10 protein-coding genes are annotated in these 15,510 nt (G+C 39.2%); 6 read left to right on the top strand and 4 right to left on the bottom strand.

Going from position 1 to position 15,510, the window contains the following annotated elements; translation table 11 throughout:
- The first annotated feature begins 4 nt into the window (after positions 1-4).
- Entirely contained in the window at positions 5-1,375 is a 1,371-nt protein-coding gene (locus GXK58_RS02405; protein WP_237389532.1) for an MFS transporter, read from the top strand.
- Positions 1,376-1,971: 596 nt separating this feature from the next.
- On the opposite strand, the gene GXK58_RS02400 is transcribed toward GXK58_RS02405, so the two are convergent.
- Positions 1,972-2,118 (bottom strand): BH0509 family protein, encoded by a 147-nt coding sequence (locus tag GXK58_RS02400; RefSeq protein WP_160719488.1) that lies wholly within the window; start codon positions 2,116-2,118, stop codon positions 1,972-1,974.
- 275 nt (positions 2,119-2,393) lie between these two features.
- Positions 2,394-4,400 carry a catalase gene (locus tag GXK58_RS02395; protein WP_160719486.1) on the bottom strand — a complete coding sequence of 669 codons (2,007 nt, stop codon included), beginning with the start codon at positions 4,398-4,400 and terminating at the stop codon, positions 2,394-2,396.
- A 502-nt stretch (positions 4,401-4,902) separates the two neighbouring features.
- On the opposite strand from GXK58_RS02395, the gene GXK58_RS02390 reads away from it, so the two are divergent.
- The 4 genes from GXK58_RS02390 to GXK58_RS02375 all read left to right on the top strand — a co-directional run bounded on the left by GXK58_RS02390 (position 4,903) and on the right by GXK58_RS02375 (position 11,844).
- Positions 4,903-6,501, top strand: coding sequence for a xylulokinase (locus tag GXK58_RS02390; RefSeq protein WP_160719484.1), 1,599 nt, complete (start codon positions 4,903-4,905; stop codon positions 6,499-6,501).
- Between the two features lie 132 nt (positions 6,502-6,633).
- Positions 6,634-7,734, top strand: a complete 1,101-nt coding sequence (locus tag GXK58_RS02385) for an AI-2E family transporter (protein WP_160719482.1) — start codon at positions 6,634-6,636, stop codon at positions 7,732-7,734.
- Positions 7,735-7,894: 160 nt separating this feature from the next.
- Positions 7,895-9,145 carry an SGNH/GDSL hydrolase family protein gene (locus GXK58_RS02380; RefSeq protein ID WP_337248156.1) on the top strand — a complete coding sequence of 417 codons (1,251 nt, stop codon included), beginning with the start codon at positions 7,895-7,897 and terminating at the stop codon, positions 9,143-9,145.
- 443 nt (positions 9,146-9,588) lie between these two features.
- Positions 9,589-11,844, top strand: coding sequence for a rhamnogalacturonan lyase family protein (locus GXK58_RS02375; protein WP_160719478.1), 2,256 nt, complete (start codon positions 9,589-9,591; stop codon positions 11,842-11,844).
- Positions 11,845-11,925: 81 nt separating this feature from the next.
- On the opposite strand, the gene GXK58_RS02370 is transcribed toward GXK58_RS02375, so the two are convergent.
- Positions 11,926-12,765, bottom strand: a complete 840-nt coding sequence (locus tag GXK58_RS02370; RefSeq protein ID WP_160719476.1) for an AraC family transcriptional regulator — start codon at positions 12,763-12,765, stop codon at positions 11,926-11,928.
- A gap of 137 nt (positions 12,766-12,902) precedes the next feature.
- On the opposite strand from GXK58_RS02370, the gene GXK58_RS02365 reads away from it, so the two are divergent.
- Positions 12,903-14,921 (top strand): beta-galactosidase, encoded by a 2,019-nt coding sequence (locus GXK58_RS02365; protein ID WP_160719474.1) that lies wholly within the window; start codon positions 12,903-12,905, stop codon positions 14,919-14,921.
- Between the two features lie 132 nt (positions 14,922-15,053).
- Here GXK58_RS02365 and GXK58_RS02360 read toward each other — a convergent pair whose 3' ends face one another.
- On the bottom strand, positions 15,054-15,389 hold the full coding sequence (locus tag GXK58_RS02360; protein ID WP_160719472.1) for a replicative helicase loader/inhibitor: 336 nt from the start codon (positions 15,387-15,389) through the stop codon (positions 15,054-15,056).
- Between the last annotated feature and the right edge of the window lie 121 nt (positions 15,390-15,510).

The raw sequence follows: 15,510 nt of genomic DNA, 5'->3' as shown, positions 1-15,510 counted from the left end.
ATGGATGATGGAGGGAAACACAGCGAAAAATTTGGAAATCGGTATGAAGGAAGAGAATAACTCCAAAATGCCTTTAAAACGAGTATTAGCATACGCAAGTACGGACACTGCTGGTAATTTGCTATATTGTACACTTACTAGTTTTATTATGTATTTTTACACCGATGTTTTTGGTATTTCGATTGCTTCAGCAGGATTAATTCTACTCATTGCGCGTATATTTGATGCTTTGGATGCACCAATTTGGGGATTGGTGATTGACCATACAAAAACCAAATGGGGCAAAAACCGCCCATATTGGCTATGGTTATCCGTTCCTTTTGGGCTCATGGTATTTTTAGCCTTTTTAGCGCCAGATTTATCAGCAAGTGCCAAGTTTACCTATGCATTAATCACTTATATTCTTGCTGGAGTCGTCTATACAGGGATTGGAACACCAATCACAGCGATATTACCTAATTTAACAAATAACTCAACTGAACGGGTTCGTCTAAATTCTTGGAGAAGTAATGGCGGGATGATTGGTTATCTAATTACGGCTTCATTCACTTTGCCACTTGTCTCGTTTTTCGGTAAGGGAGACGATCAATTAGGTTTCCAAGTTACTGTAGGCATCTACGCCGTGATTGCGGTTGCCTTACTGCTGTTTGCTTTTGCTGGAACTAGAGAAATCAATACAAAAAGTATAAAATCGATTCCTATTAAACAAAGCTTGGGTGCAGTGAAGGGGAATTGGCCTTGGATTACTTTGGTTCTTGCTTTTATCTTCTATTGGTTAGGTAATACAGCTAGAACTTCAACCGTTATTTATTATTCAGAATATAATCTTGGTAATAAAAACTTAGCATCCATCTTAAACGGGCTTGTCGTTTTTCAGATGGTATCGATCACGATTCTCCCATTTATTGTTAAAAGATTCTTGAAAACGCATACCCAAATCATCGGATTTGCGATTGCAGCAATTGGACAAATCATCATTGCTTTTGCCGGAAGCAGTGCTTCAATGGTTATCTTTGGATGGGCAGTAGCATCGATCGGAACAGGTATTGCAGTCACATTACCATTTGCCATGTTATCTGATACGGTTGATTATGGGGAATGGAAAACAGGTATTCGTGCAAGCGGATTCTTAACTGCCATAGGAAGTTCTTTTTGTATCAAGTTGGGTTCTGGATTAGGCAGTTTTATTCCTTCTATCATTATGGAGAAAGCAGGCTATGTAGCCAATGCAACTCAATCGGCTGCCTCATTATCTGCAATTAAATTTTGCTTTACGTGGTTACCAGCCATCTTCTTTATTGTAGGTGCGATCATCATGCTGAATTACACCAAATATGAAAAGAATGAAGCAAATGTACGTAGTCAATTATCATAGGGAACGGTTCTCTATTCTTTTTGGAGCAGGGGACGGTTCCCTGTTCTTTTTTCCAGGAAGTATCAATACTTATGGGTACTTTAATATTCTGAACGAATTAACTAGTATACATAACAACTAGGTCTAATCTTAACCAAATAAAAGAATTGTTTTTCTTAATCAATAAGAAGTCTCTGTTTTCTATGAGTTTTTCAAAGCAACAAACGACGGAATTTAAGAGAAATGAAATTCGTGTGGCATTTGGAGTTATTGAAGATTAGAAATGAAGATATAAGGGTAGTCAGCGGGGCTATTGACGACCGAAGATTAAGAAAAAAAGTATAAAAGTAGCCAATGGGGCTTATTGACGACCGAAGACCAAGAAAAAAAGATAGAAGAGTAGCCAATGGGGCTTATTGACGACCGAAGACCAAGAAAAAAAGGTAGAAGAGTAGTCAATGGGGCTTATTGACGACTGAAATCCAAGAAAAAGGATATTAGGGGAGTCAATCAAAAATATTTAAAAAGAATAAAAAGATATCTTCATAAAGCAAAAACCCCCGTCAAAGGTATGTAAACAATACTTCGACAGAGGGTAATTTTAGTTTAAAAAATTTTTACATATAATCATACACTGAATCTTCGAAGTAGAGCCAGTGATAATATTCAATCTGGGAATCTGTCATCACGGCAATTTCTCTTTCATTGAACTTTTGCTTTTCTAATAAATCCTTCACTTTGTAATTTCTTTCAACTTGGCTCATCTTAAATCCTCCTTATATATAGGAAGTAGCAAAGTGGCTACAGTTTGAAAACGTTTTCCTCGTTTGTTGCTTTTATTATATATCTAAATATTAGATGAAACCAATATATATTTTAGATTGATTTTTGGAGATTTATATAACACTTTTTTTACTAGTTGTGTCAATTAAAACAGGAGAACTATTTGTATTTCCTTATAACTCATATAGAGACCGTAAATTACCTACCTTATAAAATGTCAGAAAGCCCTGAACATGTTTTGTTCAGGGCTTGGTGTTCATAATGGACGTTTCCAGAAACGGCCCTGTGCGATTCCTTTTATAAATTGCGAAAGGTCAACTCTTGATAAATCAAACACACCAGGCGCATCTAACCGGACTCGACACCGGTCTAAGGTGCTGTTATCATTAATGGCCACTGCCAAAGGTTTGAAGTGTTTGAAGGTAGTTTCAATAAATTCTAATATAGAAGGCTCGATTTCTGTACTCGAACTAATTAAAAATGCTGCATCAAAAAGACTCGAGTCTGCTGTATCAAATGTATCTGTTACTTTTAGAACCGGATTAATCCTATAAATCTTTTTGGCAATAATACTATAATTGATATTATATTGTGCCAGCGTTTTTATCCACTCTGTTATTTTTTCATCATCCGGTTGGCCGTTTAACAAGATGGCTGCACTTTTGGTAGCTGGCTGGCTGATGGTGTGTGCCATACTAAGGGCAGGGGACTTTTTATTTGATTTTACTTCAAGATTCTCCTCTGGCAGTTCTGCACCAATAGTACCAGCCACTTCTTGTGCCACCTGCCGATCAATCCGATTTAAAAGCGCCACTGCATTATTTTTAACCATATCCGATTTACATTTCCCAAGTTCAAAGCTAAATGCATCTTTCAGGTGCTGTTGTTCAAAGGGGGCAAGACTGTTGTAGAATAACTTCGCTTGAGAATAGAAGTCTAGAAAACTCTCACTTCGGCCTCTAATTTTTTGTCCCTCGATTTTTTCCTGATAAGACTCGTAGCCTCCTAATTCAACCGGTGCAGGTTCAGGCTGATTGGCATTTAAACCGTTTCGATGATAGCTTGTTTGTCCTTGGTGAATCGCCATTTGATGCATTCCATCCCGCTGATTATTATGAAATGGACAGACAGGTTGATTGATTGGAATCTGATGAAAGTTGGGACCCCCAAGGCGGGAAAGCTGTGTATCGGTATATGAAAATAAACGTCCTTGTAAAAGTGGGTCATTTGAAAAATCAATGCCTGGCACGACATGACCGGGATGAAAGGCAACTTGTTCTGTTTCGGCGAAAAAGTTGTTAACATTACGGTTCAAGGTCATTTTACCAACGATCTTTACGGGTACTTCTTCTTCTGGCCAAATTTTTGTAGGATCTAAAATGTCAAAGTCAAAATTGAATTCATCTTTTTCAGGAATGATCTGCAGCCCAAGCTCCCATTCAGGAAAATCGCCTTTCTCGATCGCTTCATACAAATCTTGACGGTGGAAGTCAGGATTTTTACCTGAAATCCTCTGGGCTTCATCCCAGACGAGTGAATGAACCCCAAGACTAGGCTTCCAATGGAATTTGATAAAATGTGCTTCGCCATCTGCATTGATCAGGCGGAACGTGTGCACACCGAAGCCCTCCATCATTCGCAAGCTCCGTGGAATGGCTCGGTCACTCATTGCCCACATGACCATATGGGCGGATTCATGATTTTGGCCAATGAAATCCCAAAACGTATCGTGAGCGCTCGCCCCTTGTGGAATTTCCGTATTTGGTTCTGGTTTAAGGGCATGCACAAAGTCAGGGAACTTAATAGCATCCTGAATAAAGAATACAGGCATATTATTACCGACCAAATCAAAGTTTCCCTCATCCGTATAAAATTTGACCGCAAAACCTCTTACGTCACGAACGGTATCACTTGACCCTCTTGAGCCTTGGACTGTTGAGAAACGGACGAAAACGGGTGTGGTTTTGGAGGTGTCAGTAAGAAAGTCGGCTTTCGTGTATTCTGCCAAAGATTCATAGAGCTGAAAGATTCCATGAGCCCCGACACCGCGTGCATGAACCACCCGCTCAGGAATCCGTTCATGGTCAAAGTGGGTCATCTTTTCTCGAAAATGAAAATCCTCCATCAATGTCGGTCCTCTTAATCCAGCCTTTAATGAAAACTCGTCTTCGGACATCTTTAGCCCTTGGTTGGTAGTCAAGGGAGCGGTTTCTTCATTATTGATTGTAAAGTTTTTTAATTGAACAGCCTTTTTATTTTCCATTGTATCCTCCTCGTAGATATGTAATTGAATCAGAAAGAGAGCTGGTAAAGAATTACCCAATTCTTTCGTACCCTTTCTAAAGAAGGGTAAAACGCCGCAAAAAATTGCCTTGTATAAACTTATACGTACAACCAAGGTGAAAAATGAGTTGAAACAAGTTTTTATAGATATTTACTTGAATCACGATCATTGTAATAATAATTGGGAAAAAGATGAGTCAGATGTATTTATGGGTCTCGATACCGCAATTAAAAGGATTCTGGTAACAATTTAGTAAACTATTAATTTTATTATAAAAATGCATTGAAAAATATTTAATAGATGGTAAAATTTAAATTGAGCTTATACGTACAAGTAATGCGTTTAGCTGAGTTGTAGGGATAACTATATTTTTTAAAAAAATATTGGAAACGTATTCTTTATTTCCTTGGAGATAAAGAAAAAAGGAACTAACTAGAATTGAAATCGTTTTATTTTATATAAAGAATCGGAGGAAAATAAGATGAGTCTTGAAGTAAGAAGTGCCATTGAAAATGGCAGAACCGCACTTGGTATTGAACTTGGGTCAACCCGAATTAAAGCTGTTTTAATTGGAGAAAATCATGCGCCAATCGCTTCTGGCAGCCATGACTGGGAAAATAGCTATGTAAATAATATCTGGACCTATAGTGAAGAAGATATTTGGAAGGGTGTACAAGACAGCTATCAAAAGATGGCTAACGATGTGAAACAAAAATATGGTGTCACCTTACAAAAAGTAGGTTCAATCGGTTTTAGTGCAATGATGCATGGATATATGGCTTTCAACAAAGAGGGAGAACTGCTTGTCCCTTTCCGCACTTGGCGTAACAATATGACCGAGCAGGCTTCAAAAACTCTGACAGAATTGTTTAACTACCAGATCCCTCAAAGATGGAGCATTGCTCATCTGTATCAAGCCATTTTGAATCAGGAACATCATGTGGCAGACATTAGCTTTCAGACTACTCTAGCTGGTTATGTCCATTGGAAACTGACAGGACAAAAGGTTCTCGGAGTTGGTGAAGCATCCGGTGTATTCCCGATTGATTTGAATACAAAAACCTTTAATCAAACAATGATTAATCAATTCAATGAATTAATTGCACCTAATCATCTTCCATGGAAATTGGAAGACATTTTTCCTGAAGTTTTGGTTGCAGGTGAAAGCGCTGGTGTCCTTACGGAAGAAGGGGCAAAGCTGCTGGATGTAACTGGAGAGCTTCAAGCCGGTATTCCACTTTGTCCTCCGGAAGGTGATGCAGGAACTGGTATGGTCGCAACAAACAGCGTTGCGAAGCGTACAGGAAATGTTTCCGCCGGAACTTCCGTATTTGCCATGGTGGTGCTCGAAAAGGAACTGTCAAAAGTTTATTCCGAGATTGACCTTGTAACTACACCGACTGGTAACCTGGTAGCAATGGCTCATTCCAACAACTGTTCTTCAGACTTGAATGCATGGGTTGGATTGTTTGACGAGTTTTCTAAAGTAATGGGTATGGACGTTGACATGAATAAATTGTATGGAACGCTCTATAATTTGGCTCTTCAAGGAGATCCAGATTGCGGCGGCTTGCTTTCATATGGCTACCTGTCCGGTGAACACATTACCCACTTTGAAGAAGGCCGTCCATTATTTGTCCGCTCATCCGATAGCAATTTCAACCTAGCGAACTTTATGCGTGTGCATTTATTTACAGCGTTAGGTGCGTTGAAATTGGGTATGGATATTCTTCTTAAAAAGGAAGAAGTGAAATTGGATGAAATCCTGGGACATGGCGGTCTATTTAAAACCAAAGGCGTTGGACAAAGCATTATGGCTGCTGCATTAAATGTCCCTGTTTCCGTAATGGAAACCGCAGGGGAAGGTGGAGCATGGGGAATCGCGCTTCTTGCCTCTTATATGATAAACAAAGCAGAAAATGAAACATTAGAAGATTATTTAAGCCACAGCGTATTTGCTGAAGAAGCGGGTATGACAGTGTCCCCTGAACCTAAGGATGTCGCAGGTTTTGAGAAATTTATGGAACGTTACACTAAGGGGCTTGCCATCGAAAGAGCAGCAATCGAAAATTTCAGATAAATAGATAGATTTTTTTTACAAGACAGGGATTCATTCTCCTGTCTTATTTTTTGAATGTATAGGATAATGCTGTATAAATTCCCATTAATTTGTTATACTTTATGCAAATATCAGAGGGAAGAGGTACATCGAGTGTCAAAATCAAAGGTACAATTCTGGCTCATTCAAATTTTGCTTATCTTAACAATCATATTCGTTTCGACAAAAATCTCATTTATGTTTGAACCTATAGGGGTCTTTTTCTCAACGGTTTTCTTCCCAATCCTGATAACCGGATTCCTTTATTTCCTATTAAGTCCACTGGTGGATTTTCTGGACCGTAAAAAGCTGCCTAGGATTGCAGCAATCCTAATCATTTATGTTGCTTTTGCCGGTCTTCTAGTTTTGGCAATAGGAAACTTGGTTCCAACTGTGTCGAAACAGGCAACGGATCTGGCTAATAATCTGCCAGTTTTTGCCCATGAAACTACAGATTTCTTTAATGATGTAGTCAAGTCATCAGAGTTTAAAAACTTAATGGATGAGCAAGCGGAGATCATTGATACGGTACAGCAGCGGTTAATGGAATATGCAAACACCTTGCCAAACAAATTGACGAACGGACTTAAAGGGTTCTTTGGCGTCGTCACCAATATTGCAATTATCTTAGTTACGGTCCCATTTTTACTATTTTATATGTTAAAAGATGGACATAAATTTCCAAAAGCGGTCTCAAAATTTTTTCCTGCAGGCTACAGAGATGAAGGCCTGAAGATTTTGAAAGAAACAGGGGAGACACTTTCCGCTTACATCCAGGGGCAGGTGATGGTGGCCCTTGCAGTCGGAACCTTGGCTTTTATTGGTTTTTTAATCATTGACTTGCCCTATGCATTAACAATGGCAATCATCATTGCTTTTACCAATATTATCCCATATGTGGGTCCAATCATAGGCGGTGCGCCCGCCGTACTGGTCGCCTTCTTTGATTCCCCAACAAAAGCCCTATTAGTTATAGTCGTCATCTTGGTTGCACAGCAAGTAGAAGGGAATTTCCTATCTCCATTAATTTTAGGTAAAACCTTGGATACGCATCCGGCAACTATTATCATTATTTTATTAGCTGCTGGCAATCTTGCAGGTGTACTTGGAATGGTTTTAGCCGTTCCGACGTATGCTGTTTCAAAAGTCATTGTATTGAACTTAGTACGTTTTTTAAAAGCAAGAAAAGCGGCAAACACAATCGAAGGAACTTGAGTTAGGCGCAAGTTCCTTTTTTTTTACCCAAATAATCACAGACGAGTAAATTAGAAGTCCAGGTAAAAAACCTCTCTATGAATTTGTTAACTAGAAAGTATGTTGTGATGTTATGAGAACATACTCTATTTCGCACAATTGTTTAAAAGGAGAGAATGGAATGTCAGAGATTAACGGTTTAATACAAGATGAATATCGAAATGCAGATTTAGAAGTCGAATCCCCGGTTGTATTTGGCACGGATGGGTATCAAGCAATGATTAGAAAATCTCTTTTAAGTAAAGGCAATAATCACCGATTGAAAAACGCCATTGAAAAAGCAGAACGGGGGGAGGATGTTACGATTGCATATATAGGGGGCTCCATCACCCAAGGTGCGGGGGCGAAGCCAATCCATACGAACTGTTATGCCTACCAATCATATATGAAGTTCAAAGATATGTTTGGTAAAAATGGTGGAGAGAATGTCCATTTTGTGAAAGCTGGGGTAGGTGGTACGCCATCAGAGCTCGGCATGATCCGCTATGAACGGGACGTTCTAAGGAATGGTACAGTCGAACCGGACATCGTTATTGTTGAGTTTGCGGTAAATGATGCCGGAGACGAAACAAACGGAGTATGTTATGAGAGTCTATGCTTAAAAATACTTTCTTCTAAAAACAAACCTGCAGTTATTTTATTATTTAGCGTATTTATAGATGACTGGAATTTACAGGAAAGGTTAGCGCCGGTGGGTGAGCATTATAATCTCCCAATGGTAAGTGTAAAAGATGCAGTGGTAGAGCAGTTCAGGCTTGCTAAGGAAGAAGGAAAAATCATCACGAAAAAGCAATTTTTTTACGACATCTATCATCCAACCTATGACGGACATACAGTAATGGCAGATTGTTTGTCCTATTTGTTTTCGGAAACAAAAAGATCAATTCAAGATACAGAGGATATTACTACAGAGAAACTACCGGTTATTGGTAATAGATTTAAGGATGTCCAGTTACTTGACAGGAAAGATAACAGGATTGCAGCAAGAATCGAAAAGGGAGGGTTTGGGGAAACAGATACAGACCTGCAGTTGGTAGAAATGGATGCTAATACTTACCTGACTCCTCAATTTCCAAATAACTGGTTCCATACAGCAGCATCAGATCGAGAAAGCTTCAAAATGACAATAAACTCAAGAAGTCTCATCCTCGTTTTTAAAGATTCAGGAAGCAGTGAGTTTGGGACAGCCGATATTTTTGTGGATGGCCATCATATAAAAAGTCTGGACCCTCATGAAATAAACTGGACTCATTGTAATGCGGTCATCTTGTATCAGGAGGATGTGTGCCGGGAGCATCAGGTAGAAATTAAGATGGCTTCAGGACATGAAGACAAGTGCTTTACGATCCTGGGATTTGGCTATACGTTATAAAAAAGCCGTTTCCTTTTCATAAACCTCTATCCAAGAAGGGTAGAGGTTTATTTAGGTTGTCTTAAAATAAAAGCGTATCAAGGACATGTTTATGACAGAAAGCATGTCTTTTTTGTGTACCAGTATGGTTCAGGCTTTAGGGGGAAAGTCCCGAATAGTGAAGGCAGTTATAACATATGTTCCTTTTTTTTATATCTCTTTCCATTATCTTATATTTAATGCGGTTTTGTAATTGATTACAATTTAATATATAGAATACAATCGGCCCAATATATAGACTCACATAGAAAAAAAGACAATCAACTAGTGTTAAGACTTTTCATTAGGCAAATTGTATTCTATAGCGATAGAGACTATGATAGGGGGTGATTTTCATAAGGTTTGATTAAAAAAAATTAGACATCATGTTTCGGCAAAAATACTATTTTTGTCAGGAGGAAATCATGTTGAAAAAATCAAAAACCCTACTTGCTTCCATGTTATCCCTATCCATGTTAACTGAATTTGTTCCATTGCCAGTTACTGTATTTGCTGACACTACAGTACATACTGACCTAGCAGCCCCAAGTCAAATTGAAATCCCATCTGTCACACAGAACTCTATTTCATTGAAATGGAAGTCTGTGGACGGCGCAGCGAGTTATAATATTTATAGAACTAAATTGGGGTATAAGGATTTTAAACTAATTGGTAATACACAAACTACGGACTTTATTGATAATAATGTTGAAAACGATTCCACTTATTTATATAAGATTTCAGCTTTAAACGCCTCTGGCGAAGGAAATCAATCTGCAGAGGTGTTAGGTATGACACAATGGTCCTTCCCCAACTTGATAAGTAAAATTGATATCAGTGCAGCGGGTACCGGAAACAGAATGCGTATCGGTGATATGAATGGAGACGGCCGATATGATATTTTAATGGTCCAGCCCGCCTATGTAAAAGATGATGCCCGTAATCCTCGCTATGTAGCTCATTTAGCAGCCTATGATATTGAAGGAAATTTATTATGGGAGCAAGGAAAAGTTGACCCGCGAGTAACAACAAGTGGAGCAGATGAGCCGGTTCAAATTTATGATATTGATGCCGATGGTGAAAATGAAGTACTAACCGTTATGCAGATGGGAGAAGACTCAGAAAAGTACTTTTACATCTTTAACGGAAAAACGGGTGAGATGAAGAAAAAGTTTAAACTTCCAAGTCAAAGAGCCCATGATGCTATTTTTATCGCCAATTTCTCAGGTAACAAAACTCCACAAGATATCTTATTGAAGGATCGATATTCAGACATCTGGGCTTTGGACAAGGATGGTAACCAGCTATGGCATTATGATGGAAAAACTGGACATGGCTTGCTGCCGTATGACTTTGACGGCGATGGAAAAGATGAATTAGTGAACAACTACTCCTTAATCTCTCATGATGGCAAGGAGCTATGGAGGAAAGAGTTACCTGATCATGTCGATACCCACTGGGTAGCAGATATCAATGATGACGGAAAGCAAGAAATCATTCTTGGTGGTTCTGACACTTATGCCTTTGACGTTAATGGAAACCAAATATTCAGAAATGGGGATACAGTAGAACCGCAGCAGATTTTAGTAGGCGATTACCGTATCGATTCTCCTGGATTGGAGCTGGCAGGATTGGATAGGGTAAACAGAGGTAATCCAGGCCAGGATGGAATGTTCCTTTTCACTTCAAAAGGTGAAACATTATACCACGAACAGCGTGCGATGGGAGATTGGGGAAGTATTGTACGTCCGCTTGATAACTGGACAGGAAGCTATGCACCACTTATTACTGCCTACAGAAGAGGGAAAGATGCCGACAATCCAAATGGAATCGTCCCAAAGCTTTACGATGGATATTTTAATCCTATTGTGACTTTCAATGGACATACGGATGCAAAAGAGCAAGTAATGGTGGCAGACATGGCTGGTGATTCTAGAGATGAGCTGATCGTATACAATCTCACAGGAGACCTGTCAGCATATATTTACTCAAATGGGACAAGCAATTTAAAAGAACATATTACAGGTGTAACCCGTATGTCAGATTACAGAAACTACAATTTCACTAGATATGACTCCCGTAGATATGATTTAACCATTAAAAACCTTGTTCCTGCAGGGATTAAGGCAGCGGTAAACAATAGTGCGGATATTAATGTAAGCTGGATTCCTGTATTAGGAATAGTAAAATATAATATTTACCGTTCTTCCTCTCAAAATGGTGAATATAAAAAGATTGGAACTTCTACAATCCCTGAGTTTACCGACAGTACCGCACCTTTAGGTACCTCTTATTATAAAGTAACGGCAGTAAACAACGAGGGCGAATCAAATTTACCAATTGTAGCGGCCAACGAAACGATTAATAGCAGTGGAATTCTTGCATCTGTTAAAACGGATGAATCGACTGCTTACAAAGCAGGCAGTACCCTTCCAATTAAGTTTCAGTTGATGACTCAAACGGGTCAATACCTAACTGAGGCAAATGCAAAAATTTATGTGGAAGGCACTAATGGAGCATCCACAAGTTCAGCAGTAAAAGATAATCAGTTCCGCTATGATTCTACTGCTAATCAATATATTTTCAACCTCAGCACTAAGTCTATGTCTGCAGGTAAATACAAAATAAAGATAGATGTGGGTAACCGTACGATTTACTCGTTCAATATTATACTAAAATAGATGGCTGTCAATCACAGAGATTACCAAAGATTGTATAGGTACCGAAGGAGCTGCTCAAACTATGGGCAGCTTTTTTTGCTATTAAAATACACCGTTTAGATGTCGATATTTTTCAGGAGGAATTCCGACCATTCTCCTGAATGTAGCCACAAAGTGGCTGGGAGAACGAAAACCCACCTGCTGGGCAATATCCACGATAGTTACAGTATTGTTTTCTAAAAGGAGCTTTTTAGATTGCTGGATTCGTAAATTCACAAAATAGGCATAGGGAGTAATATGGAAGTTTTTTTGAAACAATGAATTCAAATGGCGCTTTGATGTATGGATAAAGAGAGCCATTTCATCCAGTCCGACATCTGGGTTGGAAAGCTGGGACTTCATCCAGTCAATGAGTGAGTATAACGTTACTAAGTTACTTGTTTCTTTCAAGCTGTTTTTATGGGTTTTTCCGTACTTTTTTAAAAGCAAGAGAAATTCATAGACGTTGGAGGAGGCACTAATACTAAAGCTGTCTGTTGTCTCGTCACTTACCTTTAACGCTCTATTAATGTACGTTGAAATCGGTGCTTCTCGTTCCCAGTGAAAGAAAGCAGATTGATAGAGTCCTAGTGAAATTAGAATCTCTTTTACCATCGTGCCTCTGAATGTTACATAGAGTGTTTTCCATGGAGTGGTATCACCTTGTTCATTCATATAAGAATGTGCCGTTTGCGGAAGGAGAAGGACACCGTTATTAGGCGGGAGATTTATTTTTTGATTTTGAAACACGATAGATCCGAGTCCACTGACTGTTTGAATCCAATGGTAATAAGGATAACCTTTTGGACGTGCAATAGATTCTTGTGCTGGATTGTAACCAATCGTCTCAGCAAAAAGCGGCAGTTTGCTTTCATTTAAAGGGATTAAGAAATGTTTTTTCATCGTTTTGCTCCTTGATTGAAAAAGTTTTCTAAAAAAGTTCCATTTTCTTATATCGCTTTCCATTATATTATATTTAAAGTCACTTTGTAATCGCATACAATGGAAATATAATGATATAAAGGAAAAGGTGATTACATATGATTAACGATAAGATTCCTAAAATTTGGTATGGCGGAGATTATAATCCAGAGCAGTGGGAAAAAGAGGACTGGGATGAAGATGTCCGTATGTTTAAACTTGCAGGAATTGATGTGGCCACGTTAAATGTCTTTTCCTGGGCGTTAAATCAGCCGGATGAAGAGACCTACAATTTTTCATGGCTGGATGAACAAATTGACCGTTTATATCAAAATGGGATTTATACCTGTCTGGCTACTAGCACAGCGGCACATCCGGCTTGGATGGCTAAAAAATATCCTGACGTGTTACGGGTAGATTATCAAGGACGAAAACGGCAGTTTGGCGGCAGACACAATTCCTGTCCGAACAGCCCAACCTATCGAAAGTATTCAGAACGGATCGCAGACCGGTTAGGAGAAAGATATAAGGATCATCCTGGCGTGTTGATTTGGCATGTGTCCAATGAATATGGTGGCTACTGTTATTGTGACAATTGTGCTGAGAGTTTTAGAAAATGGCTTCTGGAAAGATACGGCAGTCTAGATTCTTTAAATAAATCATGGAATACTCGATTTTGGGGGCATACGTTCTATGATTGGGAGGAAATTGTCCCTCCAAATGCTTTAAGTGAAGAGTGGGGCGGGAATTCAACCAGCTTTCAAGGGATCTCCTTAGATTATCGTATTTTTCAGTCTGATAGTCTGCTAGAATGTTTTAAGCTTGAGAGGGATGTCTTAAAAAAGCATAATCCCAATATTCCTGTCACAACCAATTTAATGGGGACGTATAACGAGCTCGATTATTTTAAATGGGGCAAGGAAATGGATGTGGTTTCTTGGGATAACTATCCTGCTTATAACACTCCTGTAAGCTTCACCGCCTTGAGGCATGACCTGATGAGGGGCTTAAAAAGCGGTCAGCCGTTTATGTTAATGGAGCAGACACCGAGTCAGCAAAATTGGCAGCCGTATAATTCGTTAAAACGGCCGGGTGTAATGCGCTTATGGAGCTATCAGGCTGTTGCCCGTGGTGCCGATACGGTGATGTTTTTCCAATTAAGGAGATCGGTTGGAGCCTGTGAAAAATATCATGGTGCGGTTATCGAACATGTTGGTCATGAAAACACGAGAGTCTTCCGGGAAACAGCTGCATTGGGTAAGGAACTGGCACAGCTTTCAGATACCTTGCTCGATTCTCGTGTCCAAGCTAAAATCGCGATTGTGTTTGACTGGGAAAACCGCTGGGCAGTCGAATTATCAAGCGGCCCATCAAAGGCATTAGATTATGTAAATGAAGTTCATAAATATTATGCGGCCCTTTTTGGAGAAAATATCGCAGTTGACGTGATTGGTGTTGAGGAAGATTTAAGTAAGTATGAAATCGTCTTTGCACCAGTGTTATATATGGTGAAATCAGGGTATGCGAATAAAGTAAAAGCGTTTGTTCAAAATGGAGGAACGTTTGTGACCACCTTCTTTAGCGGTATCGTAAATGAACATGACCTTGTCACTCTTGGCGGTTATCCAGGCGAACTGCGTGATCTTCTTGGTATTTGGGTGGAGGAAATCGATTCCTTGCCTCCAGAAGTAAACAACCAAATTGTCGTGAAAAAAGAAGCGGGCAGCCTAACCGGCAGTTATGAGTGCAGTCTATTATTCGATATTATCCATTCAGAGGGGGCAGAAGTATTAGCGGAATATGGTTCTGATTTTTATGCGGGAACACCGGTAATCACGTGCAACTCATTTGGAAAAGGAAAAGCATATTACGTAGGAACATGCCCAGATAAAGCGTTTCTAACAGATTTCGTGAAAGCGGTCTGTGAAGAAAAGGGAGTAAAACCATTACTGCATGTCCCAGAAGGGGTGGAAGTAACAGAGAGAAGTAAGGATGGCCGCTCGTACTTATTTGTCATGAATCACAATGAATCCCCAGTTGAATTTGAAATAAGTAAAGGTACCGATTTACTTTCAGACAAGGAACTGAACGGTACAACTAAATTAAATGGATATGGAGTTATGATAATAGAGCAATAAAAATAAGTAGGATGTGCTATATTGAAGTGTAAAAAGGGAAAAACCTAGGGGAGTTAACCTCTAGGTTTTTCTCTGCCAATTGGATTTGACCAATTCCTTGATGAAGGGCTGAGCAGGAATAATGAAATAGCTTCAAACCGTTTTTCTTGAGGTATACTCGGCTGACCAGTGAGAAGGAATTGGGCTTGAATGGCCGCGCTCGCCTTTGATGCTCTCATGTCCTTTAAATACCAATTCCTGTAAGGCAGCCCAAGTATCAGTTTCTTCTAATGAGAATACAGCTATGTCAGCAATCACCGGAGGATAGGGGCTCTTTCTTATGTGGGCTTTCAGCTTCTCCAACACCTTTTCATTATCCATTTCAGAACAAAGCTGGAACCAAAGTAGAACCATCTCATCCTTAACTAAGAAGTGGGGATAAACGGATTCAATTAATGTTAATAGTTTTACTGCCTCTGTTTTAGTCACAGCATCTCACCTATACCACAATTTTTATGCGTCATTCATCATCATTATTATCCGTACATGATATACTCTAAACTGTCTATAATTAATCAATTTTGCAAAAGGTAATAATAAATGAAATATA

This window comes from Bacillus sp. USDA818B3_A, assembly GCF_009928415.1.
Classification (GTDB): domain Bacteria; phylum Bacillota; class Bacilli; order Bacillales; family Cytobacillaceae; genus Neobacillus.
The sequence above is the reverse complement of the archived record's forward strand: the minus strand, read 5'-3'. Positions and strand labels throughout refer to the sequence as shown.

Excerpts from the sequence above, each read along its gene's own strand:
- GXK58_RS02365 (WP_160719474.1), top strand. The coding sequence starts at position 12,903 with ATGATTAACGATAAGATTCCTAAAATTTGGTATGGCGGAGATTATAAT.
- GXK58_RS02400 (WP_160719488.1), bottom strand. The coding sequence starts at position 2,118 with ATGAGCCAAGTTGAAAGAAATTACAAAGTGAAGGATTTATTAGAAAAG.
- GXK58_RS02370 (WP_160719476.1), bottom strand. The coding sequence starts at position 12,765 with ATGAAAAAACATTTCTTAATCCCTTTAAATGAAAGCAAACTGCCGCTT.
- GXK58_RS02405 (WP_237389532.1), top strand. The coding sequence starts at position 5 with ATGATGGAGGGAAACACAGCGAAAAATTTGGAAATCGGTATGAAGGAA.
- GXK58_RS02395 (WP_160719486.1), bottom strand. The coding sequence starts at position 4,400 with ATGGAAAATAAAAAGGCTGTTCAATTAAAAAACTTTACAATCAATAAT.
- GXK58_RS02380 (WP_337248156.1), top strand. The coding sequence starts at position 7,895 with ATGTCAGAGATTAACGGTTTAATACAAGATGAATATCGAAATGCAGAT.
- GXK58_RS02375 (WP_160719478.1), top strand. The coding sequence starts at position 9,589 with ATGTTGAAAAAATCAAAAACCCTACTTGCTTCCATGTTATCCCTATCC.
- GXK58_RS02390 (WP_160719484.1), top strand. The coding sequence starts at position 4,903 with ATGAGTCTTGAAGTAAGAAGTGCCATTGAAAATGGCAGAACCGCACTT.